The sequence below is a fragment of the Streptomyces sp. NPDC058457 genome, assembly GCF_042720695.1.
Lineage (GTDB): Bacteria > Actinomycetota > Actinomycetes > Streptomycetales > Streptomycetaceae > Streptomyces.
Map to the genome: position 1 here is coordinate 26879 of NZ_JBHXLU010000037.1, position 20103 is coordinate 46981.

Sequence of the window (20103 nt, forward strand, 5' to 3'; positions counted from 1 at the left end):
GGCCCCTCCGTAGCGTGGGGACATGTCGACCCTGTGGGAACTCATGCGCGACTGCATCCCTGACGACCACGCGCGCCAGGTCACCTCCCGCTACTACCTCGACGAAGCCATGCGCTCGCCGCGGGCACCGGACCGGGTGGTGGACCTCGGCTGCGGGCGGGGCACGTCGGCCGAGCTCTTCCGCAAGCACGACTCCGAAGTCCGCTGGGTGGGGGTCGACATCCGCGATTCGCCGGAGGCCGCCCAGCGCACGCCCGGCGGCGACAGCGTGGTGTACTTCGACGGCGTCAACCTGCCCTTCCGCTCCGGTGCCGTGCCGCTCGTCTACTCGCACCAGGTCTTCGAACACGTCGCCAGGCCCAGGGAACTGCTCGCGGAGGTGAGCAGAGTGCTGCGTCCGGGCGGCCTGTTCATCGGCAGCACCTCCCAGTTCGAGCCGTACCACTCCTTCAGCCTCTGGAACTACACGCCCTACGGATTCCGGGTGCTGGTCGAGGAGGCAGGGCTCGCCCTGGAGGAGATCCGGCCCTCGCTCGACGGCGTGACGCTGATCATGCGCACCTACCACGGCTCGCGGAAGAAGGAGTACGGCCGCTTCTGGCAGACGGAGTCGCCGCTCAACACGGAGATCGACGCCTGGGCCCGCAAGAGCAAGCGGGACACGGCCCTGGTGAACCTCCGCAAGCTCACGTTCTGCGGGCAGTTCGCGTTCCGGGTGAGCAAGCCGGCAGCGCGGGTCTGACGACCCCGGATCCTCCCCGGACGGCCACCGCCCGTCGAACTCGGTTGCGACACGCCGCCGCCGTCCCCGAGGATCGGCGTCATGCCCACCTTCACCGCGGCCGACGGCACCCGCCTCGCCTACCACGTCAGAGGCGAGGGCGAACCGCTCGTCGTACTCCCGGGCGGCCCCATGAGGGCCTCCGCCTACCTCGGAGACCTGGGCGGGCTGGCCGCCCGTCGCCGGCTGGTCCTGCTCGACCTGCGGGGGACCGGCGACTCCGGCACGCCCGCCGACCCGGCGTCGTACCGCTGCGACCGACTGGTCGACGACGTGGAGATGTTGCGCGCCCACATGGGGCTCGACCACATGGACATACTGGCGCACTCGGCCGGTGCGAGCCTGGCGATCCTGTACGCGGCAACTCATCCGCAACGGGTGCGGCGGCTCGCGCTGATCACCGGCAACCCCTCGGCCCTCGGTCTGCCGGCCACCCCGGAGGACCGGCTGGCGGCGGCCCGGCTGCGGTCGGGGGAACCCTGGTTCGAGAAGGCGTTCCCCGCGCTGGAGGCGTGGCTGACCGGCTCCGGGGACTTCGACGAGGTGTTCATGCCCTTCTTCCACGGTCGCTGGGACGCCGCCGCCATGGCCCATGTCGCGGCCACCGAGGAGCAGACCAACTTCGCCGCGGGCGACCGCTACTTCGCCGAGGGCGCCTTCACCCCGGACGCCACCCGGACCGCCCTGCGCGCCCTCGCCGCCCCCGTCCTGGTGTACGCCGGCGAGCTCGACGGCGGACCCAGCCCCGCACTGGCCCGGCGGGCCGCCGAGGCCTTCCCGGCCGCCGAGGTCGCCGTGCAGCCAGGGGCCGGTCACTACCCCTGGCTCGACGACCCCGAGTGGTTCGTCCGCCGTACCGCCGCCTTCCTGGACGCCTGAGCCGGACTCGGGCCCCGCGGTCCGAACGCCGTCAGGAAACGGTCCCGGAACTGGTTCATCGCCCAGATCGGCGCATCGGGGGCGGGCTTGAGACCCGGCGTCCAGCCCCAGCCGGCGACCCGGTCCAGGACCGCCGGGTCGTGGGCGACGATCGTGACGGGGACGTCCCGGCGCGGGCTGCCGGCGACGACCTCCGGGCGGGGCTGGTGGTCGCCGAGGAAGACCAGCACCGTGTTCTGATGGGCGTAGCGCCGCATGAACCCGAACAGGCTGCGCAGCGAGTACTCGATCGAGACGCGGTACTCGGTGCGTACGCTCTCCGTGTTCTTCCAGACCTCCGCCGGGTCCTTGCCCGCCCTCTGGATCGGCCCGAACACCGAGCCGTCGCCGAGGTCCCTCCAGTCGATCATGCGGGGGAGCGGCGCCCATGGCTGGTGGCTGGAGGCCAGGATGATCTCCGCCATCAGCGGACGCCGGTGCTTCCTCCCGTACTCCAGGCGGTCGAAGGCCTCCAGCGTGAACTGGTCCGGGACGGGCGTCCAGCTGAAGTACGGGCCGCGGTAGCCGAGGTGCGTGGCGTCGTAGGCGCGGTCGAGGCCGAAGAACCGGGCCTCCGGCCAGGTGCGGCGGACACCCGGGACGACGCCGACCGTGCGCCACGCGCCGGTCCTGCGGAAGTACCGGTTCAGGGTCGTCCGGTCGCCGGAGACCAGGTGGCGGTAGCGCTGCTGGTTGTTGATCCACAGTCCGGACAGCAGCGTCGCGTGGCACATCCAGCTGCCCGCCCCGAGCACCGGGGACCGCAGCCAGCCGCTGCGGGCCTCGAAACCGGCCGCCCTGAGGGAGGCGGTGCCCTCCTTGAGGACCGCGCCGACCGGCCCGGCCATGGCGGGGTCCTCGATCGCCGTACGGCCGTAGCTCTCGACGAACGTGAACAGCACGTCCTTGCCGCGCAGTCCGGTCAGCAGCCGGTCCGGCGGAGTCCTCTCGAAGGCGTCGACGTCCGCCTCCGCGGCGAAGGCCCGTTCGTCCGCAAGACCGGCGCGGATCGCCTGCACCCGGTCGTCCACCAACCGCGTGTCCAGCGTCGAGGCCACGGGCGCGCCGCCGGCCTGGAGGCCGAAGGTGGCGCAGGTGACCCAGGCGACGGCCAGCGCCAGCGTGGTACGGCCCGCGGGCGGGCGGCGGCGCGCCATCCGGTCGGCGAGCCGCACCAGGGCGAGGACGGTCACGGCCGGCACGGTCACGGCGAGCAGCAGAGCCCCGGCGATCGCGAGCAGCTCACTGGTGCGGCCGAACGACTCCCGTACGTAGTCCGCCGCGTCGTCCAGCAGGACCCAGTCGAGCACCAGGTCGAACGGCCGTTGCAGCGCCGAGTAGAAGCCCATGTCCAGGCACTTCACCAGTGTCAGCAGCCCCAGCACCGCGCCCGCCGCCACCGCCGTGACACGCCGCGCCCAGGCGGGCAGCACCAGCAGCACGGCGGCGAGCACGATCCCCTCGGCCGGGAGGCGCAGGAACGCCTTCGGCCTCAGCTGGTCGAGCTGGTTCGGCAGCAGCAGTGCGGTCAGGAGCAGGACGGCGGCCAGGAACGTCGTCCCCACCGTGAAGGTCCTGGCGACACCCGGATGTCTCCGCGGCCGGCCGCCGTCACCACTCGCACCGGTCGGCGCGCCTTCGGTGTCCGGCAACTGAGCAGGCGTGGGATGCGACACCGGAGGTCCTTCCGAACGGCCGTCGTGACACTGTGTGCTTGATCGATGTCATATCGTGCGCACACAGTACGACCCCGGGACCGCCCCGCCGCGGTGGCACACCCGTGCGTTCTGGCGGTGGGGGAGTGGCTCGTCCGCCGTGCCGTCGGCTTCCCGGACACCTGAGCCGGGCTCAGCTCTGCGGCCCGAACGCCTTCAGGAAGCGGTTCCGGAACTGGTTCATGGCCCACTCCGGTGCGTTGTCCGCGGGCTTGAGCCCGTCCGTCCAGCCCCACCCGGAGACCCGGTCCAGGACCTTCGGGTCGCGGGCGACGATGGTGATCGGCACGTCCCGGCTGGTGCTGCCGGCCGTGACCGTCGGCACGGGCTGGTGGTCGCCGAGGAAGACGAGGACGGTGTTGTCGTCGCCGTAGCGCTGCATCCACTGGGTCAGGCTGTCCAGGGAGTACTGGATCGCCTTGCGGTACTCGGTCCGTACGCTCTTCGCGCTCTTCCAGACCTCCGTGGGGTTCGTGCCCTCCTTCTTGATCTTGTAGAAGATCTTGCCGTCCCCGAGGTCCTTCCAGTCGATGATGTGCGCGATGGGGGACCAGGGGTTGTGGCTGGAGGCCAGGATGATCTCCGCCATGATCGGGTCGCGGTTCTTCTTTCCGTGCTCCAGCTTCTGGAAGGCCTCCAGGCTGAACTGGTCCGGCACCGGCGTCCAGCTGAAGTACGGACCGTAGTAACCGAGGTGCGTGGAGTCGTAGATGTGGTCGAGGCCGAAGTACTTGCCCTCGGGCCAGGCCTTGCGTACGCCCGGGACGATGCCGACCGTGCGCCAGGCCCCGGTCTTCTGGAAGTAGCTGGTGAGGGTCGCGTGGTCGCCGGTGGTCAGGGTCCGGTACCGCTGCTGGTTGTTGATCCACAGGCCGGACAGGAACGTCGAGTGGGCGAGCCAGCTGCCGGCGCCCGTCACGGGTGACCTGAGCCAGCCGCTCTGCGCCGCGAAACCGGCCGCCTTGAGCCGGGCGTTCCCCTCGTTCAACGTCGCGTCGATCTCCGGCGCCATCGCCGGATCGTCGATCGCCACCCGGCCGTAGCTCTCGATGAAGGTGAACAGCACGTCCTTTCCACGCAGTCCGGTCAGCAGCTGGTCGGACGGCGTGTTGGCGTAGGCGTCGACGGCGAGTTGCTTCTTGAAGACGTCGGCGTCCCCCAGTCCGTCGCGGACGTACTGCACACGGTTGGCGAGGAACTGGCTGTAGCCCTTGGTGGCGAACGGGATGCCGGCGAACTGCACGCCCAGCGAGAAACAGGTGATCCACACGGTGCCGAGGACGAGCGTGGTGCTGACGGCCGCGGGGCGGTACCGGTCCAGGACATTCGCCAGCCGCACCATCGCGAGCGCGCTCAGCACGAGCACGGCGACGAGCAGGACGATCACCCCGATCACCGCGAGCACCTCGCCCGTGTGACCGAACGAGTCCTTCACCCAGTCCGCCGCGTCGGTCAGCAGAACCCAGTCGAAGACCAGGTCGAACGGTCGGGCCAGGGTCTGGTAGAAGCCCATGTCGAGGCACTTCAGGACAGTGGACAGGCCGAGGAGCGTCCCGGTGGCGACGGCCGCGATCCGCCGTGCCTTCGACGGCAGCGCGAGCAGGATGACCGCGAGGTACACCGCTTCGACGGGGAGGCGGAGGAAGGTCTGGAAGGAGAACCGGTCGAGGCGGTCCGGCACGAGGATCGCGCCCAGCACGAACGCACCCGCCATGACACTCGTCCCCACCCGCACGCCGGTCGCGATGCGGGGGTGGCGGCGGAACCGGCCGAACCGGCGGGGGCGGGCGGAGTCGGCGGCCTGGGAAGCGGGTTCGGTCTCGTCCCCGGCCGTGGCGAGGCCGGTGTGCGGCTCGGCCCCCTCGGGAGCGTGTTCGCCGTCGACGGCGGCAGGGAGCGAGTCGGTGGTCTTCTCGGCCGCCTCGCCGCGCTCCTCGTCGCCGGTCGCCTTGTCCTCCTGCTCCTCCAGTTCCTCCTGCTCCTCGTGTTCCTCCGCTCCGGGACTCGTGTCCGCGTCGGCCTCTTCGACTGCCTCGGGATCCCTGCCCGGCTCGCTCGCCTCGACCCGAGTGCCGGCTTCGGCCTCGGCCCCGTCATCCGTCGGGTGTACCCCCGACGGGGCGTCCGACTCGGCCCCGGTCTCCGCCGGTGCGGCCGGTGTCCCCGCCGCCGGGTCCGGGGCCGACGCGTCCGCGTCCGGCAGTTGGCGAGGGGGCGTGAGGTGCGACACCCGTAAGTCCTTCCGTGCGAAGCCCGGTGATGGCACGGCGGACCGGACTCGCAGGTCAGGAACCGCCAACCTCGCGTACGGCCTGACGTAACCAAGTGTTCAAACGCCCGGGTCAACCGCGTGCAAAGAGCACGCCCGACGGGTCCTGCCCCGCTGCCCGCGCGGCCTACCGGTCGGCGGCCGCCGCCACCTCCCGCGCCCACCGGTAGTCCGCCTTGCCGCTCGGCGAACGCTGGATGGCCTCGGCGATCACCAGCTGACGGGGGACCTTGTAACCGGCCAGATGGGTACGGCAGTGGGTCTGGATGTCCGTGAGGGAGGGCGGCTCCGCGCCCTCGCGCAGCTGCACCACCGCCGCCACATGGTTGCCCCAGGTGGTGTCCGGCACCCCGGCGACGAGCGCGTCGTACACGTCCGGGTGTGATTTGAGGGCCTGTTCGACCTCCTCCGGGTATACCTTCTCGCCCCCGGTGTTGATGCACTGCGAGCCCCGGCCGAGCACGTTCACGACGCCGTCCTCGTCGACCGTCGCCATGTCGCCGAGGAGCACCCACCTGCGGCCGTCCTTCTCGAAGAACGTCTCGGCGGTCTTCGCCGGGTCGTTGTAGTAGCCGAGCGGCACGTGTCCGCTCTGTGCGACCCGGCCGATCTCGCCCACCGCCACCGGCTCATGGGTGGCCGGATCGACCACCTGCGTACGGGAGTTGACGCGGACCCGGAAGCCGCTGCCGGCCCCGGAGTCATTGGTCGCGGTGCCGTTGAAACCGGACTCGGAGGACCCGAAGTTGTTGAGCAGCATGGCGTTCGGGACGAGTTCGCTGAACTGCCGGCGCACGGTCTCGGAGAGGATCGCACCGGAGGAGGAGACGCTGAACATGGCGGAGCAGTCGGTGCCCTTCATCGGTCCGTTGAGGGCGTCGATCAGCGGGCGCAGCATCGCGTCGCCGACCAGCGACATGCTGGTGACCTTCTCCTTCTCGACGGTCCGCAGCACCTCCTCGGGCACGAACTTGCGGTGGATCACGACCCGTTGCCCGAAGTTGAAGCCGATGAAGGTGGTGAGCGTGGACGTGCCGTGCATCAGTGGCGGGGTGGGGAAGAAGGTGATGCCCGCTCCGCCCGCCGCGACCCGTTCGGCCAGCTCCTCCGGGCGCTTCACCGGCTCACCGGTCGGCGCTCCGCCGCCCAGCCCGGCGAAGAACAGGTCCTCCTGACGCCACATCACACCCTTGGGCATCCCGGTGGTGCCGCCGGTGTAGATGATGAACTGGTCGTCCGCCGAGCGCGCGGGGAACTCCCGCCCGGGCGACCCCGACGCCTCGGCGTCCGTGAAGGCGAGTGCCTTCGGCTCCGCCGCCTGCCGGCCGACCCGCACCAGATGCCGCAGTTTCGGCGTCCTCGGCAGCGCCGCCGCCACCCGGTCGTCGAACTCCGCGTCGAAGACCAGCGCGACGAGATCCGCGTCCTGGTAGAGGTACACCAACTCCTCTTCGACGTACCGGTAGTTCACATTGACCGGTACGACCCGCGCCTTCAGGCAGCCGAGCACCGTCTGGAGGTACTCGACCCCGTTGTAGAGATGCAGGCCGAGATGCTCGCCCGGGCGGATGCCGCTGTCGATCAGATGGTGGCCGATGCGGTTGGCGGCGGCGTCCAACTCGGCGTAGGTCAGCCGGCGTTCCGCGCCCGTGCCGGGGTGGTCGAGGTAGACGAGCGCCTCGCGGCCCGCGGCCACGTCGACGACCGACTCGAACAGATCGGCAAGGTTGTACTCCACCGCTCCTCCTGACCCCGGCAACCGTGACGAAGAAAGGCACACCTGTCCGTTCGCCGGTCATCAGAGCAAAGGGCGCGGCAAGTGTGAAGGGTTCGCGCGAAGAAATCTGACTGTCTGTCAGAAAACCCTTGAAGTGCCTCCCCGGCTACTGCAACCTGTTCTCGTTCTGGTGGAGGGGAGACGATCCCTTTCGGAGGGGAGACGGTCCATGGGTGGGACGGAACACCTCACCGTGCGGCGCGAGGGCGCCACACTCGTGCTCACGCTCAACCGGCCCGAGGCGAAGAACGCGCTCTCGATCGCCATGCTCGTCGGCCTGTACGACGGCTGGATCGAGGCCGACGAGGACGACGGCGTCCGCTCGATCGTGCTCACCGGGGCCGGGGGCGCCTTCTGCGCCGGAATGGACCTCAAGGCACTCGCCGGACAGGGCATGGCGGGGGAGCACCTGCGCGACCGGCTGAAGGCCGACCCCGACCTGCACTGGAAGGCGATGCTCCGCCATCATCGCCCGCGCAAACCGGTGATCGCCGCCGTCGAGGGCCACTGCGTCGCGGGCGGCACCGAGATCCTCCAGGGCACCGACATCCGGGTCGCGGGCGAGTCCGCGACGTTCGGTCTCTTCGAGGTACGGCGGGGACTCTTTCCGATCGGCGGGTCCACGGTGCGGCTCCAGCGGCAGATTCCGCGCACGCACGCCCTGGAGATGCTGCTCACCGGGCGTCCGTACACCGCCAGGGAGGCGGCCGACATCGGGCTCGTCGGCCACGTCGTCCCGGACGGCACCGCGCTCGACAAGGCCCTGGAGATCGCCGCACAGATCAACGCGTGCGGGCCGTTGGCGGTCGAGGCGGTCAAGGCGTCGGTGTACGAGACGGCTGAGCTGACGGAGGCCGACGGGTTGGCTGCGGAGTTGAAGCGGGGGTGGCCGATCTTCGATACCGCCGACGCGAAGGAAGGTGCTCGTGCCTTCGCGGAGAAACGACCGGCCGTCTACAAGCGCGAGTGATGCCCGGGGTGCGTTGGACGCTGCGGGCCGTTCGTGGCTGGTCGCGCAGTTCCCCGCGCCCCTAAAGGAAGGGGCGCCACCCTCACCGACCTTAAGGAGGCCAGCCCCCTATGCCCGAAGTCCTCAAAGCCCCCCTCGTCGTCGAGTTTCCCTTCACCCGGTCCCTCGGGCCCGTGCAGAGTGCCTTTCTCACCGGCCTGCGGGAACGCGTCGTCCTCGGGGTGAAAACCGGTGACGGCCGCGTCCTCGTCCCGCCCGTCGAGTACGACCCCGTCACCGCCGAGGAGATCCGCGACCTCGTGCACGTGGCCACCACCGGCACGGTCACCACCTGGGCCTGGAACCACGGACCCCGCCGCGGGCAGCCCCTCGGTACGCCCTTCGCCTGGGTCCTGGTCCGGCTCGACGGCGCCGACACCGCCCTGCTGCACGCCCTCGACGTCCCCGGCCCCGATGCCGTCCACACCGGGATGCGGGTCCGGATCCGCTGGGCCGAAGAGCGCTCCGGCGCCATCACCGACATCGCCTGCTTCGAGCCGTACGACGGTGAGGACACCGTCGTCACCATCCATGCGGGCGAATTCGAGGAACCAGTCACCGGCATCGTCGCGCACGCCCGGCTCGACTACACCTATTCGCCCGGCCGCGCCCAGACCGCCTTCATCGAGGCCCTCGCCTCCCGGCGGACCTTCGGCGAGCGCTGCCCCTCCTGCCGGAAGGTGTACGTCCCGCCGAGGGGTGCCTGCCCCACATGTGGGGTGGCCACATCGGAACAGGTCGAGGTGGGTCCCGGCGGCACGGTCACCACCTTCTGCATCGTCAACATCAAGGCGAAGAACCTCGACATCGAGGTGCCGTACGTCTACGCCCACATCGCCCTCGACGGCGCCGGCCTCGCCCTGCACGGCCGGATCGGCGGGATCCCCTACGACCAGGTGCGGATGGGGCTCAGGGTCGAGCCGGTGTGGACCGAGGGGGCCCGCTTCCCCGACCACTACCGGCCCAACGGAGAACCCGACGCGGACTATGAGACGTACAAGGAGCTGCTGTGACGCGTGACATAGCACTGGTCGCCTTCGCGCAGACCGACCACCGCCGCACCAGCGACGACCTCTCCGAGGTCGAGATGCTCATGCCGGTGCTGCACGACGTGCTCGGACAGACCGGTCTGAAGACCGCCGACATCGGCTTCACCTGCTCCGGCTCCAGCGACTACCTGGCCGGCCGCGCCTTCTCCTTCACCCTCGCCCTCGACGGCGTGGGCGCCTGGCCGCCGATCTCCGAATCGCACGTCGAGATGGACGGCGCCTGGGCCCTGTACGAGGCCTGGACCAAGCTGCTCACCGGGGACGCGGACACCGCGCTCGTCTACTCGTACGGCAAGTCCTCACCCGGCTCCGTGCGCGACGTGCTGACCCGGCAGCTCGACCCCTACTACGTGGCCCCCCTCTGGCCCGACTCCGTCGCCCTCGCCGCCCTCCAGGCCCAGGCCCTCGTCGACGCGGGCGAGACCGACGAACCCGCGCTGGCCGCCGTCGGCGCCCGGAGCAGGGCGGACGCGGACGCCAACTCCCATGCCCAGCTGCGCGGTTCGGTGCCCCAGGGGGAGTACGTCGTACGGCCCCTGCGCACCGGCGACTGCCCTCCCGTCGGAGACGGGGCCGCGGCCGTGATCCTCGCGGCGGGGGAGCGGGCCCGGGAGCTGTGTGCCCGGCCCGCCTGGATCCGGGGCATCGACCACCGGATCGAGGCGCACGGCCTGGGCGTGCGTGACCTGACCGACTCGCCGTCCGCGCGGCTCGCCGCCGAACGGGCCGGTGCCTTCGAACGGCCCGTGGACACCGCCGAGTTGCACGCGCCGTTCAGCTCCCAGGAGGTCGTGCTGCGCAAGGCGCTGCGGCTCGGCGACGACGTACGCGTGAACCCGTCCGGCGGGGCCCTCGCAGCCAACCCGATCATGGCCGCCGGGCTGATCCGCATCGGCGAGGCCGCCGCCCGCATCCACCGCGGCGAGTCCGACCGTGCCCTCGCCCACGCCACCTCCGGGCCCTGTCTCCAGCAGAACCTGGTCGCCGTACTCGAAGGGGATCCGCGATGAGCAAGGAGCCCGTGGCCGTCGTAGGGATCGGCCAGACCAAGCACGTGGCGGCCCGGCGGGACGTGTCGATCGCCGGGCTGGTCCGCGAGGCCGCGCGACGGGCCCTCGACGACGCCGAGTTGGGCTGGGCCGACATCGACGCCGTCGTCATCGGCAAGGCGCCCGACTTCTTCGAGGGCGTGATGATGCCGGAGCTGTACCTGGCGGACGCGCTCGGGGCGGTGGGCAAACCCATGTTGCGGGTCCACACGGCGGGTTCGGTGGGCGGCTCGACCGCGCTCGTCGCGGCCAACCTCGTCGCCGCCCGGGTCCACTGCACCGTGCTGACCCTCGCCTTCGAAAAGCAGTCCGAGTCCAACGCCATGTGGGGGCTGTCCCTGCCGGTCCCCTTCCAGCAGCCGCTGCTGGCGGGCGCGGGAGGTTTCTTCGCGCCCCATGTGCGGGCGTACATGCGGCGCAGCGGCGCCCCGGACACCGTCGGCTCGCTGGTCGCCTACAAGGACCGGCGCAACGCGCTCAAGAACCCCTACGCCCACCTCCATGAGCACGACATCACCCTGGAGAAGGTCCAGGCGTCCCCCATGCTGTGGGACCCCATCCGCTACTCGGAGACCTGCCCCTCCTCCGACGGCGCCTGCGCCATGGTCCTCACCGACCGTGCCGGAGCCGCCCGTTCCACGAAGCCGCCGGCCTGGATGCTCGGCGGGGCCATGCGCAGCGAGCCCACCCTGTTCGCCGGCAAGGACGCGGTGTCGCCGCAGGCGGGGAAGGACTGCGCCGCCGACGTCTACCGGCAGGCGGGGATCGCCGACCCGCGCCGGGACATCGACGCGGTCGAGATGTACGTGCCGTTCTCCTGGTACGAGCCGATGTGGCTGGAGAACCTCGGCTTCGCCGAGGAGAGCGAGGGCTGGAAACTCACCGAATCGGGGGTCACCGAACTCGACGGTGACCTTCCCGTCAACATGTCGGGCGGTGTCCTCTCCACCAATCCGATCGGCGCCTCGGGGATGATCCGGTTCGCCGAAGCCGCCCTCCAGGTGCGCGGCCAGGCCGGAGAACACCAGGTGGACGGCGCCCGGAAGGTGCTCGGCCACGCCTACGGCGGCGGTTCCCAGTTCTTCTCCATGTGGCTCGTCGGCGCCGTGGCCCCCGACAGCTGAAAGGACCCGTTCACGTGGCCTGTTGAGTGCCGGAACCGAAAGCTAGGCTGGCCGCGGACGACGAATTCGGGAGGAGCACGGACGTGGCCGAGAGCACCATCCAGCAGCAGCCGGTACTGGGCTGGGAGAAGCCGGAGCTGGACCTCAGCGGGGCCGATTGGCAGTCCAGCAGCCGGGGCCTGGGGGATGTCCAGATCGCCTTTGTCGAGGGATTCATCGCGATGCGCAACAGCGGCCGCGAGGAGAGCCCTTCCCTGATCTTCACCCCCGCCGAATGGGGCGCCTTCGTGTCGGGGGCCCGGGAGGGCGAGTTCGACCTCACCTGAGCGCCTCCCCCCGGTTCTGCTGCTGCGGCAGAGAGGTGAACCGGGGGGTGTTCCGCAAGGATTTCCGGACACGTGACCAGCATCGCCCTTCCGGGGCCGCCGCCTGAGACAGGCTGGCCCCGGACGGGGAAGGTCGTATTCCGGAGGTGAGGAACGATGAGCACTGCGCCGGTCATCGCCGCGGCGGACGGTTCGGACGACAGCCTGCGCGCCCTGGACTGGGCTGTGGCGGCGGCCCGGCAGCGGGGCGCACCGCTGCGGGTGGTGCACGTCCGCCAGTTCGCCGCCTGGGGGCAGCCCGACGTGCTGGTCGCCGGGGGACCGGACGCGGCCGGTGACCCCGTGCTCGACGAGGTCCGCGACCGGCTGCGCGCAGGTGCCCCGGACCTCACCGTCGAGTACGTCGCCCTGGAGGGCGCCCCGGGCGCGCTGCTGCCCGAACTGGGCGCCGACGCCCAGCTATTGGTGCTCGGCTCCCGGGGGCGTGGCGGCTTCGCCAGCCTGCTGCTCGGTTCCAACGGCATGGCCGCCGCCCGCGACGCCGCGTGCCCGGTGGTCGTCGTACCCCGGCCGGGGCGGGAAGTGGACGAGGAACTGCCCGCCGAGCCCGGGCCCCGGGTCGTCGTCGGCCTGGACGTGGACAGCCCCGACGACGCCACCCTCGCCTTCGCCTTCGCCGAGGCCGCCTGGCGCGGCGCCCGGCTCCAGGTGATCGCCGCCTACCCGTGGCCGCTGCAGAGCTGGGTCGCGGCCGGGGAGATCGTCCCGCCGGCCGTCGACCAGGACGAGGTCGAACAGGAGACCCGCACCCTTGCCGAGGGCTTCCTCGCCCCGCACCTGAAGGACCGCCCCGGCCTGCGCGCCGACGTCCTCGCGCTGCCCGGCGACGCGGCCGGCCTGCTGGTGTCCGCCTCGAAGGACGCGGCCCTGGTCGTCGTCGGCCGCCACCGACGGCGGCTGCTCGCCCCGGCCCGCATGATCGGCTCGGTCACCCAGGCCGTGCTGCTGCACGCGGCCGCCCCGATCGCGGTGGTCCCGCCGTCGCCCCCGCGGGAGTGATGTCAAGTCCCTCCGCCCAGTTACCGTCAGTAGGGAGCGGATCACGGTCGTCGGGCGTACGCTGAGCTGCCTGCAAGCCACGGTGCGCGCCCGCTCCCCGCGCTCGCGTACCACCGTGGCGGGGGGTGGTCATGGGACAGCGGGTCCTGCGGAACCGACGGACGCTCTACGAGCGTGACGGCGAACTCGCCGCCGTCGACGAGGCGTTGGCCGAGCTCACCGGCCTGGGCGCGGACGGCACGGCACCGGGCGACCGGTCGCTCGGCGCGCTCCTCGCCTTCGCCGGCCGGGCCGGCATAGGCAAGACCACCCTGCTCGCCGAGGTCCGCCGCCGCGCCGCCGCCCAGGGCTGCACCGTGCTCTCCGCGCGTGGCGGCGAGCAGGAACAGCGCGTCGCCTTCCACGTCGCCCGCCAGCTCCTGCAACCCCGGCTCGCCGGCGCACCGGAGGCCGAACTCCGCGCCTCGCTCGGCAGTTGGTACGACATCGTCGGCCCCGCCCTCGGCCTGTGCGCCCCGACCGAGGGCGCCCCGCCCGACCAGCAGGGCCTGCGCGACGGCCTCGACTGGGTGCTCACCCACCTCGCCGTGCGCCAGGCCCCGATGGTCCTCGTCCTCGACGACGCGCACTGGGCCGACCCCGAATCCCTCGGCTGGCTCGCCGCGTTCGCACCGCGCGCCGAGCAACTCCCGCTGCTCGTCGTCGTCGCCTACCGGCCCGACGAACTCCCCGAGCACGCCGACGCGTTCCGCGGCCTGCCCGGACGCGCCGGCGGCCGTCCGCACGGCCTCGAACCGCTCAGCGCCGACGCCGTCGCCGGCCTGGTCCGCGAGAGCCTCGGCGACCACGCCGACGACGCCTTCTGCCACGAGTGCTGGGCCGTCACCGCGGGCAACCCCTTCGAGGCCGTCGAACTGACCGCCAAGGTCTCCGACCGGGGCCTCGATCCCACCGAGGCCGGCGCACCCCTGCTGCGCGACCTCGCCGCCGCCGTCAAGGGCAGCGGGCTGATCGCCCGGCTGGAACGCCTCGGCCCCTCCGCCACCCGGTTCGCCTGGGCCTGCGCCGTCCTCGGCACCGAGATCCATCCGGCGCTCGCCGCCGCCGTCGCCGGCCTCGGCCACGAGGAGGCCGCCGACGCCGCCGACGCCCTGCGCGGTGCCCGCGTCCTCACCGGCGTCGAGACCCTGGAGTTCGTCCACCCGCTGATCGCCACCGCCGTCTACCGGGCCATCCCGCCCGCCACCCGGGTCGCCCTGCACGGCCAGGCCGCCTGGTGCGTGACCGACGACGGCCAGGGCGCCACCGCCGCCGCCCGCCACCTCCTGGAGACCCACCCCGAAGGCGACACCTGGGTCGTCCGGCAACTGCGCGCCGCCGCCGGCGAGACCCTCCGGGCCGGCGCCCCGGACACGGCCCGCGCCTATCTCGCCCGTGCGCTGCGCGAACCCCCGCCCGCCAAGGAGCGCGCCGCCGTCCTCCACGAACTGGGCAGCGCCTCCCTGCTCACCGAACCCGCCACCACCGTCAACCACCTGCGCGCGGCCCTCCAGGAGCCCATCGCCGAGCCCGCTCTGCGCCACCACATCGTCTACCGCCTCTCCCAGGTCCTCGCCCACAGCGACCGCCTCGCCGAGGCCTCCGAGACCCTCGCCCGCGAGATCCGCGTGACCGGCGACGCCCGGATCCGGCTGCGCATGCTCTCCGAACAGTTCATGTGGGACGCCTTCCGTGCCGACGAACCCGACCACCCCTCCCGCTCCCGCCGTCTGACCCGGCTCGCCGACCGGCTCCAGGGCCGCGACCTCACCGAGCGGTACGTCATCGGGCTGCGCACCTGGGACGCGATCCAGCGCGGGGAACCCGCGGACGTCGCCCTCCACCACGCGGAGCGCGCCCTGGCCGGCGGCCTCGGCTGGGCGGAGGCCGACCGCGGGTTCGAGGTCCCCGTCCTCGTCGCCCTCGCCTTCATGTACGCCGACCGGCCCGACCGCACGGAGGAGCTCTTCGCCGCCGGGATCGCCGACTTCGAACGCCAGGGCTGGCGCGGCGCCCACCTCTCCTTCGCCTACACCCTCCTCGGCTACGTCCGTTACCGGCGCGGCCGGCTCGCCGATGCGGAGGACCTCGTACGCTCCGGCCTGCGCCTCGCGGAACGCGTCGGCCCCGGAACCCCGGCACACTGGTACGCCCTCGGCATCCTCATCCAGACCCTCATCGCCCGCGGCCGCACCGACGAGGCCACCCGCCTCGCCGAGGACCACGCCTTCCGGGAGCCCTTCCCGGCGGCCGTGGTCTTCCCCGACGCCCAGACGGTCCACGGCGAACTCCTCCTCGCCCGCGGCCTCACCAAGGACGCCGCGGCCGAGCTCTCCGCGGCCGGCCGCCGCCTCGAACCACGCGGCATCCGCAACCCCTCGTGGTGCCCCTGGCAGCTCCACCTGGCCCGCGCCGAAGCCCACGGCGCCCCGGAACGTGCCCTCGCCACCGCCCTGGAAGCGCTGACCCGAGCCCGCCAGTTCGGCGCCCCGTCCGCGATCGGCCAAGCCCTGCGGACCGCGGCGGACGTGTCGTCGGGCGAGGCCCGCCTGACCTATCTGCGGCAGGCGGTGACCCACCTGGAACGTTCTCCCGCCGCCTACGAGCTGGCCTGCGCGCTGGTGTCCCTGGGCACGGAACTCCGCGATGCCGAACTCCTTCGCAGGGGCCTCGAAACAGCTGTCGAGTGCAGCGCGGACGCCTTGGCGAACACAGCGCGGGCCGAGCTGGCAGCGATGGAAAGGGCACGCTTGTAGCGATCGCCAGGGGCGAGACTCCCCGGGGCGCAAAGGTCGGCCGACCCGCACCCCGCACTGATCCGCGCCCCACAACCCGGGCCCCGTACCATGGAGCGCATGTCGTTCCTCCGTCGCCGCAGCGCCACTCCCGCCGGCCCCGACTTCGACGTACTGGCCATGGACCCGGGTGACTGGCCCGGCAACCTCGGTGCCGGGCTGCTGCCCGCCCCCGACGGCTCCTGCCAGGGCGTCTTCCTGCGCTACGACCTCTTCGGCGGCCGTGGCCCCGCGATGATCATCGGCAACCTCCCCGAGGGCTCCCCGGCCCGCGAGGTGGAGGAGGACGAGATCCCCTTCGAGGTCGGCCAGCTCCTCCTCGCACTGGAGAACGACGAGGACGTCACCGTCGTCGGCACCGAGGACATGCCGGTCCTGCAGGGTGACAACCTGCTGATCGTGCGCCGTCTCAAGCTCTCCGAGAGCCGGATCTCCTGTGTCCAGTTCGACCGCAGCGACGGCGTCCTCGTGACCATCGCCGCCTGGGACCGCCCGATCACCGACGACCTGTACGCCCTGCTGAAGCCGCTCCCGGCGGAGCTTTTCCAGCAGGGCTGAGGCGGACCGGCTTCCGTCGGCTACTTCCCGTGGCCGTGGTGCCGTCCGGTCTTGGCGGCCGGCACCACGTCCACGTCGGCCGCGCGGACGAACTCGACCCGGTGGCCGTACTGGATCTCGTAGTACAGGTCCTTGCCCACCACGACCTTGTGCGAGTCGGTGCTGAAGGTGACGGCGTAGTAGTACTCGCCCGGCACCTCCTCACCGGCCACGTACTTCTGACCCGCAGGGATCGTGTACGGCAGCGGGGAGATCGACTGGGCGGGTACCCCGGAGGGGTACGCGGACGCCTCCGGATAGGCACGGCCGTACACCGGGATGCTGGTCCGGCCCGCCTTCGGCGTGATCACCAGTCCGGTCGCGCCCACCGCCGTCGGTGCGCTCGCCGGGTTCTTGAACCACGCCTTCTGCCCGAGGTACCAGATCGCAGTCCAGTCGCCCCAGGTGTCCGCCACCGTGTACTGCTGCCCGGTGGCGGCCCGTGAGGAGAGGTCGTTGACGTCGGTCGTCGGTGTCGTGCCGAGGCCGATGTCCTTGATCAGGGCCGAGCTCTCGTCGTGGTCGGAGTACAGCCGTACCGCGCTGGAACCGTGCGCGGCGCAGGGCTGGCCCTTGGTGACGCAGCCGGTGTACGTCGGCTGGTTCGTGGCGTAGTCCGGCAGGATCGTGACCACACCGCCGGTCACCACACGGTGCTTCTTGCCCGCCTTCTGCTTGAAGGGATGGTCAAGTAGCTCGAAGTAGTGCCGCCAGTCCCAGAAGGGGCCGGGGTCGGTGTGCATCCCGGGGATCGTGGACGTGGTCGGGCCGGGCACCGTGTCGTGGCCGAGGATGTGCTGCCGGTCCAGCGGGACGCCGTACTGCTCGGAGAGGTACTTCACCAGCCGGGCCGAGGAGCGGTACATCGCCTCCGTGTACCAGGCGTCCGGCGAGGCGAGGAAGCCCTCGTGCTCGATGCCGATCGACTTGGCGTTGATGTACCAGTTGCCCGCGTGCCAGGCCACGTCCTTCGCCTTGACGTGCTGGGCGATCAGACCGTCGGTGGAGCGGATGGTGTAGTTCCAGGACACATAGGTCGGGTCCTGCACCAGCTTGATGGTGGTGTCCCAGGAACCCTCGGTGTCATGGATGACGATGTACTTGATGCTCTGCGAGGCCGGCCGGTCGGCGAGGTCGTGGTTGCCGTAGTCGTTGTTCCCGAACTGCGCGTAGGGCGCCGGGATCCACTCGCACGACACCGTTGTCGGGCACTCCGTCTCGCCGTCCGCCGCCGTCGTGCGCAGCCCGGTCAGCTTGAGCTGTGCGGTGTCGGGCGCCAGGTCCGGCTGGGCGGCGAGGGCGACGAGCTGTCCCGCGTCGGTGGTGCGCTCCTCGCCCGTGTGGAGGACGTCGAACACGTCGTTGGCGTAGGCCGCCGCGGTCGCCGTGTCGTCGGCGCCGGAGAAGCGGGCGATCGCGCCGTACCAGTCCGCCGGATCCGCGCTGAGCGGCTGCTGCAGGTCCTGCTGGGCGGCGGCGAGCAGGGCGGCGCCGCCGGCCACGTTGGCCGCCGCGTCGGTGCGCAGGTCGGCGGCCGGGATCCCGGTCAGCGTGGCCGCTTTCGTCAGGGTCTTGAGGCGGGCCGGGAGCGCGGAGTTCTGCGGGACCTGCGCACTGGGGTGCAGGGCGGGGCGGGCGCTGTCGCCGCGGGCGTCCTCGGTGCCGTCGGCGAAGTGCTCGGTGGCCGTCGCCAGCGCGGTGTGCGCGTCGGTGAGGTGCATCGGGCCGTAGCCGCCGGTCACGCTGGGCGCGCCGGCGTGCGTGTCCCAGCGGGACTGGAGATAGGAGACGGCGAGCAGCACGCTCTGCGGCACGTGGTACTCGGCGGCGGCGGACGCGAACGCCCGCTGGAGCAGTCCGGCGGACGACTCGCCGGTGTTCGGTGGGGGTGCCGCGCCCAGCAACGGCAGCAGCAGGGCCGCGGCGGCGACGGCTCCGGCCGTCCTGCGCGTGCGTCTGCCGCTGTTCGGGGATGTGGGCTCGGTGACGGATCCTCGCAATGCTGCCTCCTGGGGCGATGGGGCGCGACGGGGCGTGCGGGGCTGAGCGTGGCTCAGTGGTACCGGCTTGCCGACGATCCGTCAATCATGCCCAGAGAGGCAGGAATTCCCATGTCATACGATGATCGTGGGAGTTTCGCGGTGGTGGCCCGCAGGCCTGCAGGGCGTCAGTGGCTTACACCAGTGGGCGTCCCCGCCCCGTTCGGAGACACCCCCGCACATGCGAGGATCCGCGGCGCGCAGTTGCCCTGAGCGCACCGCGGATCCTCGTCCCCGTCAGCGAGTGCCGACCGCCGCGCGTACGGCCCGGCGGGCCAGCTGGCAGTCGTCGTGCAGCCGCCGGAGCAGCAGCCGCTGTTCCTCGCCGGTCGGCGCGGCACCCGGGTGGGCCGTACCCGGTGCCGCCGGGGTCGCGTCGTGCATCGAACGCTGCACGGCGGTCTCGTAGGTCCGGATCTCCCGGGTGAGGACCAGCATCAGGTTCACCAGGAAGGCGTCACGGGACGCGGGTCCCGCCGACTGGGCGATCTGGCTGATCTGACGGCGCGCCACCGGGGCGTCGCCGAGGACCGACCAGAGCGTGGCCAGGTCGTACCCCGGCAGATACCAGCCCGCGTGCTCCCAGTCCACCAGCACTGGACCGGCCGGGGACAGCAGGATGTTCGAGAGCAGGGCGTCGCCGTGACAGAACTGGCCCATTCCCTGGCGGCCCGCCGCGACCGCGATGCCGTGCAGCAGCTTCTGCAGGTCACCCATGTCCCGGTCGGTGAGCAGACCCAGCTCGTGGTACCGGGCGATACGGGCCGGGTAGTCCACCGGGGCGTCGAAGGTGCCCGCCGGGGGCCGCCACGCGTTCAGCCGGCAGATCGCGCCCAGCGCGGCCCGGATGTCCGCCCGGGGCGGAGCCTCCGCCGGGTGGCGGTGGACCGCCGCCACCCGGCCGGGCATCCGCTCGATCACCAGCGTGCAGTTGTCCGGGTCCGCCGCGATCAGCCTCGGCACCCGGATCGGCGGCCGGTGCCGGACGAACGAACGGTATGCGGCTATTTCGTGGCGGCTCCGCTCCGCCCAGGCGGGGGAGTGGTCCAGTAGACACTTCGCCACGGCCGTGCTGCGCCCCGTCGTCCCGACGAGGATCACGAACCGCCCGGAGCGGCGCAGCACCTGCACCGGAGCGAACTCCGGGCAGATCCGGTGCACCGACGCGATCGCGGTGCGCAGCTGCGCACCCTGGGGGCCGGACAGGTCGAGTCTGCCGCTGAGGGGCTGGGTGCCGAGCGCCGTGGCGCGCCGTTGCCGGCCCACGACCGGTACTGCGGCCCCTGGACGCGCGGGGTCGAGATAGGGTCCGCCGCCCGCCGGGCGGGGGCGTAGCGACCGGGGCGGAGCGGACACGGAGGACGATGCTGCGTACATGGGCGATACAGATCCCTTCGTGTACCTGCGGTGCCTGCCTGAGAAGTCCTGTGAGGGGTTCTCGTGCCCAACCCGTCCCGGTCGCCCGGGCACACCCTGGGGAGTGTGCCCGTCGAGTGGCGGCCGGGTCGGGGTGGCGCGTTCCTACCTGACACCCGTCGCCCAGTGGCACACCATCTG

Annotated in this window: 15 protein-coding genes; 10 read left to right on the forward strand and 5 right to left on the reverse strand. The window is 71.8% G+C overall.

The genetic code is table 11. The annotated features are described in order from the left end of the window. Positions 1-22 precede the first annotated feature (22 nt). Both ACFWPS_RS26925 and ACFWPS_RS26930 read left to right on the forward strand, forming a co-directional pair. Entirely contained in the window at positions 23-742 is a 720-nt protein-coding gene (locus ACFWPS_RS26925) for a class I SAM-dependent methyltransferase (protein WP_383708867.1), read from the forward strand. Between the two features lie 81 nt (positions 743-823). Beyond that, positions 824-1660 (forward strand): alpha/beta fold hydrolase, encoded by an 837-nt coding sequence (locus ACFWPS_RS26930; RefSeq protein ID WP_383708869.1) that lies wholly within the window; start codon positions 824-826, stop codon positions 1658-1660. On the opposite strand, the gene ACFWPS_RS26935 is transcribed toward ACFWPS_RS26930, so the two are convergent. The 3 genes from ACFWPS_RS26935 to ACFWPS_RS26945 form a co-directional block, all read right to left on the reverse strand. Then, positions 1597-3264 (reverse strand): sulfatase, encoded by a 1668-nt coding sequence (locus tag ACFWPS_RS26935; protein ID WP_383708871.1) that lies wholly within the window; start codon positions 3262-3264, stop codon positions 1597-1599. The genes ACFWPS_RS26930 and ACFWPS_RS26935 overlap by 64 nt on opposite strands. A gap of 283 nt (positions 3265-3547) precedes the next feature. Next, positions 3548-5644, reverse strand: a complete 2097-nt coding sequence (locus ACFWPS_RS26940; protein ID WP_383708873.1) for a sulfatase — start codon at positions 5642-5644, stop codon at positions 3548-3550. Positions 5645-5810: 166 nt separating this feature from the next. Further along, complete coding sequence (locus ACFWPS_RS26945) at positions 5811-7421, reverse strand: acyl-CoA synthetase (protein ID WP_383708875.1); 1611 nt, start codon at positions 7419-7421, stop codon at positions 5811-5813. A 208-nt stretch (positions 7422-7629) separates the two neighbouring features. Between ACFWPS_RS26945 and ACFWPS_RS26950 the strand changes: the two genes are divergently transcribed. The 8 genes from ACFWPS_RS26950 (at position 7630) to ACFWPS_RS26985 (ending at position 16468) form a co-directional block, all read left to right on the forward strand. Next, positions 7630-8430 carry a crotonase/enoyl-CoA hydratase family protein gene (locus tag ACFWPS_RS26950; RefSeq protein WP_383708876.1) on the forward strand — a complete coding sequence of 267 codons (801 nt, stop codon included), beginning with the start codon at positions 7630-7632 and terminating at the stop codon, positions 8428-8430. Positions 8431-8540: 110 nt separating this feature from the next. After that, a complete protein-coding gene (locus ACFWPS_RS26955; protein WP_383708878.1) occupies positions 8541-9482 on the forward strand; it encodes a Zn-ribbon domain-containing OB-fold protein in 942 nt (313 codons plus the stop codon). Beyond that, positions 9479-10528 (forward strand): thiolase domain-containing protein, encoded by a 1050-nt coding sequence (locus ACFWPS_RS26960; RefSeq protein WP_383708880.1) that lies wholly within the window; start codon positions 9479-9481, stop codon positions 10526-10528. The genes ACFWPS_RS26955 and ACFWPS_RS26960 overlap by 4 nt, the downstream gene beginning before the upstream one ends. Further along, entirely contained in the window at positions 10525-11691 is a 1167-nt protein-coding gene (locus tag ACFWPS_RS26965; protein WP_383708882.1) for a thiolase domain-containing protein, read from the forward strand. Before ACFWPS_RS26960 ends, ACFWPS_RS26965 begins: the two co-directional genes overlap by 4 nt. A gap of 83 nt (positions 11692-11774) precedes the next feature. After that, positions 11775-12017, forward strand: a complete 243-nt coding sequence (locus ACFWPS_RS26970; RefSeq protein ID WP_383708884.1) for a DUF397 domain-containing protein — start codon at positions 11775-11777, stop codon at positions 12015-12017. A 156-nt stretch (positions 12018-12173) separates the two neighbouring features. Further along, positions 12174-13076, forward strand: a complete 903-nt coding sequence (locus tag ACFWPS_RS26975) for a universal stress protein (protein WP_383708886.1) — start codon at positions 12174-12176, stop codon at positions 13074-13076. A gap of 131 nt (positions 13077-13207) precedes the next feature. Then, a complete protein-coding gene (locus ACFWPS_RS26980; protein WP_383708888.1) occupies positions 13208-15871 on the forward strand; it encodes an ATP-binding protein in 2664 nt (887 codons plus the stop codon). Positions 15872-15970: 99 nt separating this feature from the next. After that, complete coding sequence (locus ACFWPS_RS26985; RefSeq protein ID WP_089102773.1) at positions 15971-16468, forward strand: hypothetical protein; 498 nt, start codon at positions 15971-15973, stop codon at positions 16466-16468. A 20-nt stretch (positions 16469-16488) separates the two neighbouring features. Here the strand turns inward: ACFWPS_RS26985 and ACFWPS_RS26990 are convergent, their stop codons facing one another. Both ACFWPS_RS26990 and ACFWPS_RS26995 read right to left on the reverse strand, forming a co-directional pair. After that, the gene (locus ACFWPS_RS26990) at positions 16489-18507 is read right to left on the reverse strand and encodes an N-acetylmuramoyl-L-alanine amidase (protein ID WP_383708890.1); all 2019 of its coding nucleotides are present in this window, start codon (positions 18505-18507) and stop codon (positions 16489-16491) included. Positions 18508-18783: 276 nt separating this feature from the next. Further along, entirely contained in the window at positions 18784-19923 is a 1140-nt protein-coding gene (locus ACFWPS_RS26995) for an aminoglycoside phosphotransferase family protein (protein ID WP_383708892.1), read from the reverse strand. Positions 19924-20103: the final 180 nt, after the last annotated feature.